16 protein-coding genes are annotated in these 12,643 nt (G+C 64.1%); 3 read left to right on the forward strand and 13 right to left on the reverse strand.

Features of this window, described 5'->3' with window-relative positions; translation table 11 throughout:
- Positions 1 to 8: 8 nt before the first annotated feature.
- The 4 genes from dctA to IVA87_RS05480 form a co-directional block, all read right to left on the reverse strand.
- Positions 9 to 1,310 (reverse strand): C4-dicarboxylate transporter DctA, encoded by a 1,302-nt coding sequence (gene dctA, locus IVA87_RS05465; protein ID WP_247304574.1) that lies wholly within the window; start codon positions 1,308 to 1,310, stop codon positions 9 to 11.
- Positions 1,307 to 2,185: an amidohydrolase family protein gene (locus IVA87_RS05470; RefSeq protein WP_247304577.1), complete on the reverse strand. Its 879-nt coding sequence runs from the start codon at positions 2,183 to 2,185 to the stop codon at positions 1,307 to 1,309. Before IVA87_RS05470 ends, dctA begins: the two co-directional genes overlap by 4 nt.
- Positions 2,186 to 2,190: 5 nt before the next feature.
- The gene (locus IVA87_RS05475; RefSeq protein ID WP_247304578.1) at positions 2,191 to 2,523 is read right to left on the reverse strand and encodes an amidohydrolase family protein; all 333 of its coding nucleotides are present in this window, start codon (positions 2,521 to 2,523) and stop codon (positions 2,191 to 2,193) included.
- A 92-nt stretch (positions 2,524 to 2,615) separates the two neighbouring features.
- Positions 2,616 to 3,326, reverse strand: coding sequence for a TetR family transcriptional regulator (locus IVA87_RS05480; protein WP_247304580.1), 711 nt, complete (start codon positions 3,324 to 3,326; stop codon positions 2,616 to 2,618).
- Positions 3,327 to 3,442: 116 nt separating this feature from the next.
- On the opposite strand from IVA87_RS05480, the gene IVA87_RS05485 reads away from it, so the two are divergent.
- Positions 3,443 to 4,423 carry a tripartite tricarboxylate transporter substrate binding protein gene (locus IVA87_RS05485; RefSeq protein WP_247304582.1) on the forward strand — a complete coding sequence of 327 codons (981 nt, stop codon included), beginning with the start codon at positions 3,443 to 3,445 and terminating at the stop codon, positions 4,421 to 4,423.
- Between the two features lie 121 nt (positions 4,424 to 4,544).
- Here IVA87_RS05485 and IVA87_RS05490 read toward each other — a convergent pair whose 3' ends face one another.
- Positions 4,545 to 5,687: a mechanosensitive ion channel family protein gene (locus tag IVA87_RS05490; protein ID WP_247332962.1), complete on the reverse strand. Its 1,143-nt coding sequence runs from the start codon at positions 5,685 to 5,687 to the stop codon at positions 4,545 to 4,547.
- A gap of 126 nt (positions 5,688 to 5,813) precedes the next feature.
- Here IVA87_RS05490 and IVA87_RS05495 point away from each other — a divergent pair, with 126 nt between their 5' ends.
- Entirely contained in the window at positions 5,814 to 7,058 is a 1,245-nt protein-coding gene (locus tag IVA87_RS05495; protein WP_247304586.1) for a DUF763 domain-containing protein, read from the forward strand.
- A gap of 37 nt (positions 7,059 to 7,095) precedes the next feature.
- On the opposite strand, the gene IVA87_RS05500 is transcribed toward IVA87_RS05495, so the two are convergent.
- From IVA87_RS05500 to IVA87_RS05535, 8 genes are all read right to left on the reverse strand, one after another.
- Positions 7,096 to 7,338 carry a hypothetical protein gene (locus IVA87_RS05500; protein WP_247304588.1) on the reverse strand — a complete coding sequence of 81 codons (243 nt, stop codon included), beginning with the start codon at positions 7,336 to 7,338 and terminating at the stop codon, positions 7,096 to 7,098.
- Positions 7,339 to 7,371: 33 nt separating this feature from the next.
- Positions 7,372 to 7,635 (reverse strand): hypothetical protein, encoded by a 264-nt coding sequence (locus IVA87_RS05505; RefSeq protein ID WP_247276857.1) that lies wholly within the window; start codon positions 7,633 to 7,635, stop codon positions 7,372 to 7,374.
- Positions 7,636 to 7,650: 15 nt separating this feature from the next.
- The gene (locus IVA87_RS05510; protein WP_247304590.1) at positions 7,651 to 7,878 is read right to left on the reverse strand and encodes a hypothetical protein; all 228 of its coding nucleotides are present in this window, start codon (positions 7,876 to 7,878) and stop codon (positions 7,651 to 7,653) included.
- Positions 7,879 to 7,881: 3 nt separating this feature from the next.
- Positions 7,882 to 8,082 carry a hypothetical protein gene (locus tag IVA87_RS05515; RefSeq protein ID WP_247332963.1) on the reverse strand — a complete coding sequence of 67 codons (201 nt, stop codon included), beginning with the start codon at positions 8,080 to 8,082 and terminating at the stop codon, positions 7,882 to 7,884.
- Between the two features lie 14 nt (positions 8,083 to 8,096).
- On the reverse strand, positions 8,097 to 8,282 hold the full coding sequence (locus tag IVA87_RS05520; protein WP_247332964.1) for a hypothetical protein: 186 nt from the start codon (positions 8,280 to 8,282) through the stop codon (positions 8,097 to 8,099).
- A gap of 142 nt (positions 8,283 to 8,424) precedes the next feature.
- A complete protein-coding gene (locus IVA87_RS05525; protein WP_247304594.1) occupies positions 8,425 to 9,693 on the reverse strand; it encodes a cytochrome P450 in 1,269 nt (422 codons plus the stop codon).
- Between the two features lie 107 nt (positions 9,694 to 9,800).
- Positions 9,801 to 10,121, reverse strand: a complete 321-nt coding sequence (locus IVA87_RS05530) for a hypothetical protein (protein WP_247304597.1) — start codon at positions 10,119 to 10,121, stop codon at positions 9,801 to 9,803.
- Positions 10,122 to 10,331: 210 nt separating this feature from the next.
- Positions 10,332 to 11,105, reverse strand: a complete 774-nt coding sequence (locus IVA87_RS05535) for a ferredoxin--NADP reductase (protein WP_247304599.1) — start codon at positions 11,103 to 11,105, stop codon at positions 10,332 to 10,334.
- Between the two features lie 156 nt (positions 11,106 to 11,261).
- On the opposite strand from IVA87_RS05535, the gene IVA87_RS05540 reads away from it, so the two are divergent.
- On the forward strand, positions 11,262 to 12,458 hold the full coding sequence (locus IVA87_RS05540) for an amidohydrolase family protein (RefSeq protein WP_247304602.1): 1,197 nt from the start codon (positions 11,262 to 11,264) through the stop codon (positions 12,456 to 12,458).
- The last annotated feature ends 185 nt before the right edge of the window (positions 12,459 to 12,643 follow it).

The following is a 12,643-nucleotide window of genomic DNA, read 5'->3' on the forward strand; positions in this document are numbered from 1 at the left end:
CCGGTTCATCAAGCCGCGGCGGCCGCTTGCTCCTCGCCGTCGAGCACATGCCGGAGGCGCTCGCCATCGAGCGCGCCTTCCCATTTGGCAATTGCGATCGTCGCAACCGCGTTCCCGATCAGATTGGTCGGCGTCAGCCCCTGCGACATCAGGCGATGGATGCCGAGCACCAGCGCGACGCTGGTCACCGGAATGGTGCCGGTGGCCGACAGCGTCGCCGCCAGCACGACGAAGGCCGCGCCCGCAATCCCCGCCGCGCCCTTGGAGGTCACGAGAAGGATCAGCAGCAGCTCGATCTGCTCGGCAAGGCCGAACGGCGTGTTGGTCGCCTGTGCCAGGAAAACCGAGGCAGCGGCAAGATAGAGGCAGGTGCCGTCGAGATTGAAGGAATAGCCGGTCGGGATCACAAGTCCGACGACGCTCTTCTCGCAACCGGCCTTTTCCAGCTTGGTCAGCATCCGCGGCAACACCGTTTCCGATGATGTCGTGGCGATGCAGATAAGCAGCTCTTCCCAGATATAGCGGATCAGCTTGACCAGCGAGAAGCCGCAGAGCCGCGCCACGGGGCCGAGCGCCACGATGATGAAGACCACGCAGGTGAGGTAGAAGCCCCCCAGCAGCTTGCCGAGCGAGGCGAGCGAGCCCACGCCGAACTTGCCGACCGTAAAGGCGATAGCGCCGAACGCGCCGATCGGCGCCGCCCGCATTACCAAGCCGACGACGGCGAACACCATCTTGGCGGCGATGTCGATCAGATGCACCAGCGGCGCGGCACGCTCGCCGAGCTGCACCAGGGCAAAGCCGCACAGTACGGAGATGAACAGCACCTGGAGAATGTTGCCCTCGGCAAAGGCGCCGACGAACGTCGCGGGCACGATGTTCATCAGGAACGGCACGAATCCGATCGCGCCGGTCTGCCTGACATAGGGCTCGATGGCGCTGGCATTGATGCTGGCGGGATCGATGTTCATGCCGACGCCGGGCTTGAGCAAATTCACCGCGACGAGACCGATGATTAGCGCGATCGTGGTCATGACCTCGAAATAGACGATCGCCTTCACCGCAACGCGCCCGACGCGCGCCATGTCGGCCATGTGCGCGATACCGTGCACGACGGTGCAAAAGATGATCGGCGCGATCAGCATCCGGATCGCCTTGATGAAGGCATCCCCGAGCGGCTGCATCTTGGCGCTCGCCTCGGGACTGGCGATCCCAAGCGCGATGCCGGCCGCCATGGCGATGAGCACCTGGATCCAGAGCTCCTTCCACCAGGCGCGGCCGCGCGGCTTTTCGATCGCGAGCGCCGTCATTGGTCGAACCCAAACAGGCGCGCGGGATTATCGACCAGAATCTTCTGCTGGAACTCCACCTCCGGCGCGAACAGCGGGATCAGGTCGACAAGATCACCGTCGTTCGGCATCACCTTGACGTTCGGATGAGGCCAGTCGGTGCCCCAAATGACGCGATCGGGCGCGGTCTCGACGATCTTGCGCGCGAACGGCACCGCGTCCGTGAACGGCGGACCGGCCGAGGACACCCGCTCCGAGCCGCAGATCTTGACCCAGCATTTTTCGTCGCGCTGCATCAGTTCGACCAAAATCCTGAACGGAAGCTGGTCGAGCCCATCGGAGGTCTTCACCCGTCCCATGTGGTCGATGGTGTAGCTCAGCGGCAGCCTTGCCAGCATGTCGGCATATTCGGGCAAGTCGATCGCGTCAAAATGCAGATCGATATGCCAGCCGAGCGGCGCGACCATAGCGATGACGCGGTCGAACACGCTCTTATCGGGGACGCCGCCGAGATGGCGGACGAAATTGAAACGGCAGCCGCGGAAGCCGCCCTCGTGCAGCACGCGAAGCCCGCGCTCGGTGATGGTGTCGTCGATGTTTGCGACCGCGCGATAGGCACCGTTGCTCTGCGCGAGAGCGTCCAGCGCTACCGTGTTGTCGGTGCCGTGCACGCTGGCATTGACGATGACGGCGCGCTCGACGCCGAGCTTGACATGCAGCGCGCGGAATTCCTCCAGCGGCGCATCGGGCGGCGTGTAGGAGCGGTCTGGCGCGTACGGATATTTCGCGCCGGGACCGAAGATATGGCAATGCGCGTCGCAAGCCAGCCTTGGCAGCTTGAATTTCGGCCTACGCGTGTTTGGGTCTGGCGGCGGAATGGTCGGCGTGTACATCATGATCTTCAGCTGGCATCGGTCACGAGGCGATTGTCGGTGCCGTGAACGGTGGCATTGACGATGACGCTGCGTTCGACCCCGATCTTCTCGTGCACGCTGCGGAATGCCTCCAGCGGCGCATCGGCCGTGTTGTAGCGTCGCTTTTCCGCGAAGGGGTAACGCGACGCGGGCCCGAAGATGTGGATGTGGCTATCGCAAGATTTCGCTGGCAGCTTGAACGACGGCGTCTTGGGATTTGCATCCGGCGGCGCGATCGTGGGGATCGCCTTCGGCTCGGCGCCTTGCGCGCGTGCTTCATTCGCAAGCGCCGCTCCGGCCAGGCCAGTCAAGAGATGCAAGCACTCCCGCCTATTCATGTCCTCAACACCCCGTCACATGGTCCACTTGCGAGCTGAAGCGCAAGGCCGCGCCTCCCCTCGTGCGGCTTCTTTCAAGTCTTGCTGCTGACGACCGGCCGCCGCCGCACCGGCGCGGCTTGATCCAGCGCGGGCGCCTGGAACGCGGCAACGGTGGCCTGCACCAATTGCTCGATGGCATTGGCGGCATCGCCGCCGTCGGCCTCACCGCGCGACAGGCGCGACACGCGCTCCGGCGTCACCAGTGAATAATAGAGTGCACCCAGCAGGAAATGGCTGCGCCAGACGATGTCGGTGCGCGGAATGTGTGGCAGACTCTCGTGAATCGCGTCGATGAAGGCGTGGCTGGTGTCGTCAAACGTCTGCGCGATGATTTTTCGTGCGACCTCGTTGCCTTCCGCCGACATCACGGCGCGCAGCCGCGTGAAGCGCGCGCCGCCGCCGGCGAGATCGCTGCCCGAGGTGAAGGCCGGCACCACATAAGCGCGCACGATCGCCTCCAGCCGATCCTGGAGATCGCGCACGCGCTTGGCGGCCGCGAGCAGTTCGGATCGGCGCAAATTCATCGGCCCGCAATGGCGCCGATAGATCTCCAGCAGCAGGCCGTCCTTGGTCTTGAAATGATAGGTCACGCTGCCGGGATTGGCCCCGGCAGCCTGCGCGATGTCGCGCACCGACACAGCATTGAAGCCGTTGGTGGCGAACAGCTCCTCGGCCGCGGCAAGGATCGCCTCGCGCATGTTCGGCTTGCGGGCCGTTTCCCTGCTGGTGGACTTGCGTACCATGCGATTTGTACTATCGTACAAAAGATCAAGTCTCGTCAACAAAAACAACGGGCGGCATCCGCGGCGGCCTGGAGGCCGCCGGCAGGCGGCCGAATGCCCTCAAGGAGTGCTGGGAGATGCAGGGTTTGAACAAGAAGATCGGCGGTTTGATGCTGTGTGCCGGTCTGCTGCTGGCGGGCGGCGCCGCGCAGTCCGCCGACAATTATCCGAGCAAGCCGGTCCACATTCTGGTCCCCTACGCCGCCGGCGGTGCGGTGGACGTGCTCGCGCGCACGCTGGGCCAGGCGCTGGCCAAGACCTGGGGCCAGCAGCCCGTGATCGACAACCGCCCGGGCGCAGGCGGCATCGTTGCCTCGCAGGCGCTGACGCAGGCCGCGCCGGACGGATACACGTTGATCCTGGTCGCGAGCGGTCATCCTCTCAATCAGTTCATCTATCCGAGCGTGCCCTACGACACGTTCAAGGATTTTACCGCGATCACCGAGCTCGCTTCCTCGCCGCTCGCGATCGTCGTCGCCAAGGACAGCCCCTACAGGACGCTTGGCGATCTCCTCACCGCGGCGAAGAAGGAGCCGGACAAGCTCTCCTACGGCATGTCCGGCAACGGCACCTCGGCGCATCTGGCCGGCGAGCTGCTCAAATACATGTCGGCTAGCAAGATCGTGGCGATCCCTTACAAGGGCGGCGCACCGGCGCTGACGGCGGTGATCGCCGGCGAGATTCCGCTCAGCATCAATCCGCTCGCGGAAGCGATCGGCCAGCTCGAAGGCGGCCCGGTGCGCGCACTCGCGGTGACCTCGGCCGAGCGCTCCAAGGCGCTGCCGGATGTTCCGACCGTCACGGAAGCCGGCGTGCCCGGCTACGACGTCTCGGTCTGGTGGGGCGTGCTCGGTCCGGCGAAGATGCCGCCGGAGATCGTCGCCAAGCTTGAAACCGACCTGAAGGCGGCGCTGCAGGATCCGAGCGTCCTGTCGACGCTCGACAAGATCGGCGCCACCCCGGTCGGCTCCTCCGCCAAGGACTTTGACACCTATATGCATGCCGAGGCGGCGAAGTGGGAGCCGCTGCTGAAGGCCGCCAACATCCGCGCCCAGTGAGGCTGTTCGCACGAGAATCGCACTAGGCGCCTCGCGCACCGCCCTGCTCAGCACGCCCGCGCGCGCCGACGGCGAAGACGCGCGAGTACCAGCCTCCGGCCAGCAAGAACGGACGCGCCGGTCAGTTATGGGCCCTCGCCCGCATTTTCTCCGGCGGCGCGGCGCGCCGCGGCAAATAGGCATCATCGTCACCCGAGGGGATCAGGATCGCACGCTCGCGCGGCAGTGCCTCCGGCATCTCGTCGCGGATGAAGGCCACCAGCTTCTCTCTGATCTCGCAGCGCAGGTCCCAAGATTGCGGCGCATTGCGCGCGCTGACCAGCGCGCGAAGCTCGATTGTGCGCGAATCTGCGTCGATCACCTGGAGATTGACCACGGCGCCGTCCCAGAGCTTGGACTCCTTCACCGCCTCCTCCAGCCAACGCCTGATGCGCGCCACATCGGCACGGTAATCGACATGGAGCCCGACCACACCGATCAGCGAGGCGGTGTCGCGCGTCCAGTTCTGAAACGGCTTTTCGATGAAATAGGACAGCGGCACCACCATACGGCGCCAATCCCACAGCCGGATCACGACATAGGTCGAGGCGATGTCCTCGACCCATCCCCACTCGTTCTCGATGATCACGGCATCCTCGATGCGGATCGGCTGGGTAATGGCGATCTGCAAGCCCGCGATCAGATTGCTCAGCAGCGGCCGCGCGGCAAGACCGACGATGATACCGGCGGCACCGGCGGAGGCGAACAGGCTGACGCCATATTGCCTCACCGAATCGAACGTCATTAACGCGGTGGAGACCGTGATGACGACAATGATGGTGTCGGTGACGCGCTTGAACACGCGGACTTGCGTGACGTGCTTGCGCGCGATGAAATTCTCGGTGACGTCGCGAAAATTCTGCAAGTATCGCGCCGCACTCATGTCGACGATCCGGATCGAGATCCAGCCGATCAACGCGATGACGGCCACGACGAACAGGCGCATCAGCGGCGTGCGGATCGTATCGTCGAGCGGCGCAAGGGGCAGGACCAGTGCGACGGCAGCCAGACACAGCGCCAGCTGGGCCGGGCCGGACGTGCGCTCGATGAACACACTCAGGAGCGGAAGCCGGGTTCCGAAAGCGCGATTGAGCAGCCAAACAGCGAACCGATAGAACGACAGAGCAAGCATCATCGCGCCGGCGACCAAGCCGAGGCCGATGAACCATGAGGGTATCCAGCCGAACATCCTGTCGATGTCGGCCATAAGGGTCTGCCAATTCATTGCTGTCCCTGACCTTACGTACGCGTCAGCGCTCAACGCCTGCCGCCCAGCTTCGCTCCCCTAGCTCGTGCAACGCAGCATTCCGCTGGTGCAACCGCTGGCGAATTGAGCTAATTTGAGGCGCCCATGACTCGACGTAGCGGCAGCGCCGATCTTCCCTTGCACAGCGGACGTGTTCCGCCGTGGCTGGCAAGCCGTATGGCCTCGTTGGGCGCAATCGTCACTCAGGCGATCGTGCATCATTACGGACGCGACGCGTTCATGCAGCGGCTGTCGCATCCGTTCTGGTTCCAGTCGTTTGGCGCAGTTATGGGGATGGACTGGCACTCCTCCGGCATCACGACCTCCGTGATCGGCGCCCTGAAGCGTGGACTCGGACCGCTCCAGGACGAGCTCGGCATCTATGTCTGCGGCGGCCGCGGCCAGCATTCACGCAAGACACCGGACGAGCTGTTGCAGCTCGGCGAGCGCGTCGGCTTCGACGGCGCAATGCTGGTGCGTGCCAGCCGCCTGGTGGCGAAGGTCGACAGCGCGGCTGTGCAAGACGGCTTCGACCTCTATCTCCATGGCTTCTTCGTCACCGCAGAGGGCAAATGGACGGTGGTGCAGCAGGGCATGAACGGCGACAAGCGGCAGGCCCGCCGCTACCACTGGCATTCCGAGGCGCTGAAGAGTTTTGTCGATACACCCCACACTGCGATCGACGGTCCCAAGCAAGGCGAGATCGTCAACCTCACCGACCATCGCGCTGATGTCTCGCGCACCGCGCAGCTCGAGCTGTTGAGAGGTCTTGGCCCGGATCGCATTGTCTCCGAGTTCGAACGACTCACCGGCCTCGAGCCGGCGCAGGCCATGCTGCCGCATCTGATCATGCCCGCGCATCACGACGTCCGCCCCAAGGACGTGTTCGCACGACGCTTGCACGGCACCCTGGCCGCCGCGGCCGAGCGCGGCCCGGTCGATTTCCCGGAGCTGTTGCTGACGCCCGGCGTCGGTGCGCGCACCGTGCGCTCACTTGCGATGGTCGCCGAGGTCGTGCACGGCGCACCCTATCGTTTCAACGATCCCGCGCGCTTTTCGCTCGCCCATGGCGGCAAGGACCGACATCCCTACCCGGTTCCGATCAAGGTCTATGACGAAACTATCCGAGTGCTGAAGGGCGCGATTCAGAACGCCAAGCTCGGTCGCGAGGAGGAAATGCAGGCGATCAAGCGGCTCGACGACCAGGCGCGGCGGCTGGAGCGGACCGCGCAGGGCCCCTCGGTCGAGGCCTACATCGCCGGCGAGCGTGCTGCCTCGCCCGACCTCGACGGCCGCTCCGTGTTCGGTTGGGAGCGCGATCCGGCGCCGACCAAAAAGCGGACCGGCTGAAACCGGTCCACGAGTTGCTCGGGAGGAAGGCCACTTCTTAGGTCTCGTCGGTCTCCGGCTCATCGTCGAGCCGGTTGGCTGCATGGTCCTGATACTGCTCGGTCTGGATGAACTTGCCATCCATGCCGCGGATGTCCGAATGCTGTGCCTTGTCGCGGTTTGACAGCACCATGTTGTCGCCGATCTTGTCCTTCGGGATTTCGGCCATGGCGCCAGTGCCATCGCCCTTGCCATGCATTCCCGATCTGAAGTGCGTCTTGCTGCCGTGCCCTGCTGGCATCGGTTTCTCCTCTTGCAGTGATCTTCCGAAGACTTAGTGCTTCTGTTGCGCCGGCATTGGCTTCGGCGGCTTGTGGCCGCTCTGGCCGGAATCGTTGTGCTTGTTGTGGTCGCTCTCCTGATTGAGGCCGCCGCGACTTACTGCGTATTCGCTGTGCCTGGCTTCCGAGCGCGCGCGATGAACAGCAGCGTCCTCGGCATTATGGCCGATGGCCTGATCGAGCTCCCGCGCGTCGGGAACATCGGGCTTGCGCTCGAGAATGCGAACCTGCTGCTCGTGGGTCTTCTTGCCTTGCATTGCTGTTCTCCGGACCTACCGGCGCCTTCGGTGCGCGCCGCCATGTGCGACGTCCTTGTCGATGCCGCCGCCGACGCCCACATCATTCTCGCGATCGCCTTCGATTGTGTTCTCACCGAAAGCATCTTCGAGGTCGTCGGGTGACGCGCCCGCCATTGTCGCTCCCTTGGATCCTCCGATCAGGGGATTTTCGCGCATGTCCTTATCGCTAGGCATGTACAACTTGGGTTGCTTGCTGCTCATGAACTACCTGCCTCCGCCCTTTCCGGCTTCATCGTGCCTGTGATGGGAATCGCGCTCGCCGCCTCCGCCGGAGATCCGGCTGTGGCTGCGCTGCAAATCGTCCGCCGGCGGTTTCTTCACGTCCAGCGGGGCCTTCGCATTCTCGTGCGAAGCGCCAGGTCCGCCCTGACGAATGCTGTTTGGTGTCTTGGTGGATGTCGACATGAATGTCGTCCTCCTCAGCGATCTTGCTGATAGCCTTGATTGGTCGTGTTCTGCTTGATGTTGCCCTGCTGTCCCTGCTGGTCCGGATTTTCCACGCGCTGTTGGCCGTGCGGGATCCGATCCGCCGACACTTGCTTGGCGTCGCCAGTTCCCTTCGGGCTCTGATTATCCGGTGGGACAGGTGGCATCTTGCTGGCCATGATCTTGTCTCCGTTAAGACGTCGACCTGCGACGCGGCCAAGGAACTCGTCGCCGCGTTCAAGGTCGTGATGATAACAGGGCCAGCGGCATGCCGTTCCTGACTGATCACGTTCGGCAAAGATTTTCCGAAAGATCGCCGACTCAGCTGGCCGCGGTGAGGGAACGATCAATCATCGCTTCGGCGCGCGCCGCCTCTGTTCCGCGGCCTTCAGTCGAGACGGGAAGTTTCGCAATCGCACGCAAACCCGGCCGCCTGCGCCAGCGGACCTCGGCCGGATCGATGGCCAAGGCAAGCTTTGGCCATCGTACGAACAGCGCTTCGAGCGCGCACGCCGCCTCGATGCGCGCGAGCTGGTGGCCGAGGCAGAAATGGATCCCCGTCCCGAACGAGATGTGACGGTTCGGCCTGCGCGCGAGATCGAGGCGTTCCGGGCGATCGTGCACCGTAGGATCCATGTTCGCCGCGGCGAGCATCGCCATGACGCGATCGCCCTTCTTCAGGCGCACGCCTTCGACGTCGAGATCCCGCCGCACATAACGTGGCTTTGAGAATTGCACTGGCGAGACGAAGCGCAGGAACTCTTCGACGGCAAGCCCGACGCGACTCCAGTCCTCTTCGAGCCAATCGCGCAACCCGGGATGCCGGAGCAGTTCGAACGCCGAGCCGCTGATGAGATGCGTGGTGGTCTCCGATCCGGCCGCAAGCAGCAGAAAGACCATCGAAACCATTTCATCCGGCGTGATCTGGCCGCCCTCGCGCTCAACCTGGACCAGCTCTGCGATCAGGCCTTCGCCGCCTTGAACACGTGCGATCTGCAACTGCCGCTCGAGGTAGGCGCGCATCTTGCGGAACGCGAACAGCAGCCGGAAAAAGCTGACCACATTGGTCAGCGAGGACATCGTGTTGGCCCAGGCGATGAATCTCGGACGGTCGGCCGGAGGCAGGCCCAGGAGTTCGGAGATCACCGCAAGCGGCAGGATACGCGCGTAGCGCTGAACCAGATCGGCCGGGCTTCCGTTCGCAAAGAGCTCGTCGGCGAGACCGTCGGCAATAGTGCGGATGCGCGGCTCCATCGCGACGACGGAGCGCCGACGAAAGGCCTCGTCCACGATGCCGCGGAGTCTCGTGTGATCCGGCTCGTCCATCGTCAGCATGTTGTTGGCGATGGTCCTGACGTATCTCGGCATCCACCAGCGCAGACCAGCGACGTCGCCATCCTCCCTTCGCAACGTGAACGTCGCGCCGTCCTTCAGGACCCGCGCGGTGGCGTCATGGGTTGTGGTGATCCAGACGTCGCCGACGAGAGGAAATCGCGTCGCGACCACGGGGCCAGACATGCGCAGCGTCGCAATCGCCTTGGGCGGATCGCGAAAGAAGGCCTCGCTGGTGAAATCGAGGCGCGCGGTCATAGGTTCACCGGAGTGATTGCTGGCGTCTCACCGAGATGGTGCACGGCGCGGGCCGTGCAAGGGCCGAACGCGCCCACCGCTTCAATCGCAAGTGTCGAGAGACGCGCCTACCCGCGTCCTGGAGATCGCTGCCCGGTCTTGCGCTGCTGCGTGTAGGCGTCCCAATGGCTCCAGCTGCCATTGCTGAGGCTTTGCAGGTCGGTCGCGAGCGGTCGGCGCGTGCGCTTGTCGTGATCGGCGATCACGCGCTCGGACTGCGCGATCTTGCGCTTGAGTTCCGCGATGGTCTTCTGGGTTTGACCGTTCCGCTTCGACGAGGCGATCTCGCCCATCGTGAAGCGCGCGGTCTCCAGCGCCTTCAACTCGGCGCGGTTCTTCTTCAACTGGACCCGGTGCCAGGCGATGTTGCTGTCGCTGTCCGCAACCATGTGGGAACTCCGCTGATTCGCTCCCACATAGTATCGTGCGCCGAATCGGCGCCGCAACGGGCGCCCGACGGCGAAAATGCGACCTTATTGGGCAGGAATTACGGGCCTAGAACGTTTTCGAGGGAGGTGGAGACCGGTCCTCGTAAAGAAACCGCGTCAAAATAAGAATCTGGAGCCCCGTTCCGATGCGCATCGGAACGGAAATGGGCTTTAGCGCTCGGCAAAGGCCTTTTCGACCACGAACTGGGCCGGCTCGCCGTGATTGCCCTCCATGAGGCCGCGTTCACCCAGCAGGACGCGCGTGTCCGCGACCAGCGCTGGACTGCCGCAGATCATGACGCGGTCGTGGGCAGCTTCCAGCGCCGGGAGACCGATGTCGCTGAACAGCTTGCCCGAGGTGATGAGGTCGGTGATGCGGCCGCGATTGCGGAACGGATCGCGCGTGACGGTCGGATAGTAGATCAGCTGATTGCGGATGTACTCGCCGATCAGTTCGTCCTTCGGCAGCGTGTCGGTGATCATCTCGCCATAGGCGAGCTCCTTGACGTGCCGGCAGCCGTGCAGCAGCACCACTTTCTCGAAGCGCTCGTAGGTTTCAGGATCCTTGATCACGCTCAGGAACGGCGCGAGGCCCGTGCCGGTGCCGATGAGGTAGAGGTTTCGGCCCTCTTCCAGGGTGTCGATCACCAGCGTGCCGGTGGCTTTGCGGCTGACGATGATCTCGTCGCCTTCCTTCAAATGCTGAAGCCGCGAGGTCAGCGGACCATCCGGCACCTTGATCGAGAAGAACTCCAGCGTGTCCTCGTAATTGGCGCTGGCGACGCTGTAGGCCCGCAGCAGGGGCTTCTCGCCGACCTTGAGGCCGATCATGGTGAACTCGCCGTTGCGGAAACGGAAGGTCGGGCTGCGGGTGGTCTTGAAGGAGAACAGCGTGTCCGTCCAGTGGTGGACGCTCAAAACGCTTTCCTGATTGAAATTGCTCATCACACCTTCCCTGTCGCTTCCATGCGGTTCCGAGGCGGGCAGCTATGCGTCGTTTGTACACGATCATTCGTATACTAATGAATAATCCGGCTTGATCCTGCGGTCAAGGCTGCCCAAGATCGGCAGCGTTGCAGCTAGGGATAAGGAGCCCCTTCCATGGCGCATGACGCACCCCAGGCCACCGGACCCTCAAAGCTCGTGATCCGGAATATCGGCCTGATCCTGTCCGGCGCCCTGGAAAAGCCCATCCTGGACGGCGACACCATCGTTGCCGAGAACGGCAAGATCACCGCGATCGGCCGCTTCAAGGACGTCGACACGGAAGGCGCGACGACGATCGTCGACGCCCACGGCACCACGGTCGCGCCGGGCCTGATTGACAGCCACGTCCACCCTGTTGCGGGCGACTGGACGCCGCGGCAGAACCAGATCAACTGGATCGACAGCTACCTGCATGGCGGCGTCACCACCATGATCTCGGCCGGCGAAGTGCACACGCCCGGCCGTCCCCGCGACGTTGTCGGCCTCAAGGCGATGGCGGTGTTCGCCCAGCGCGCGTTCTGGACCTTGCGCCCCGGCGGCGTGAAGGTTCACGCCGGCGCGCCGGTGATCGAATGCGAGATGGTCGAGGAGGATTTCAAGGAGATGGCCGCCAATGGCGTCAAACTGCTCGGCGAAGTCGGTCTCGGTGGCGTCAAGGACGGCCCGACGGCACGCAAGATGGTCGGCTGGGCGCGCAAATACGGCATCCAGAGCACCATCCACACCGGCGGCCCCTCGATCCCCGGCTCCGGCCTGATCGACAAGGACGTGGTGCTGGAGGCCGACACCGACGTGGTCGGTCACATCAATGGCGGCCACACGGCGCTCCCCGACGACCAAATCCGCTGCATCTGTGAGGGCTGCAAGCGCGGCCTCGAGCTCGTGCACAACGGCAACGAGCGCTCGGCTTTGTTCACGCTGCGCACCGCGCGCGAGATGGGCGATCTCCACCGCGTCATCCTCGGCACCGACGCGCCGGCCGGCTCCGGCGTGCAGCCGCTCGGCATTTTGCGCATGGTGTCGATGCTGTCCTCGCTCGGCGAGCTGCCGGCCGAGATCGCCTTCTGCCTAGCCACCGGCAACACCGCGCGCATGCGCGAGCTCGATTGCGGCCTGATCGAGGTGGGCCGCTCCGCCGACTTCGTCATCATGGACAAGGCGCAGCACTCGCCGGGCAAGACCATTTTGGAGAGCGTGCAGCTCGGCGACCTCCCGGGCATCGGCATGACCATCATCGACGGTATCGTGCGCACCCAGCGCAGCCGCAATACCCCCCCGGCGGGCAAGGTGCCGGAGCTGGTGACGAAGTAAGCCAAGGAAATGGTGTGGTAGGGTGGGCAAAGCGAAAGCGTGCCCACCACAGCGCCTGCAAGTGAAAGATGGTGGGCACGGCGCTTTGCGCCTTTGCCCACCCTTGTATTAGCCTGATCGGTTATGTTGAGCCGTTCCGTGAGGAATGGCCCAGCCCGGGTGGCCGCCCGAGCTGGGTCGCCGTT

Source organism: Bradyrhizobium sp. 147 (assembly GCF_023073935.1).
GTDB lineage: Bacteria > Pseudomonadota > Alphaproteobacteria > Rhizobiales > Xanthobacteraceae > Bradyrhizobium.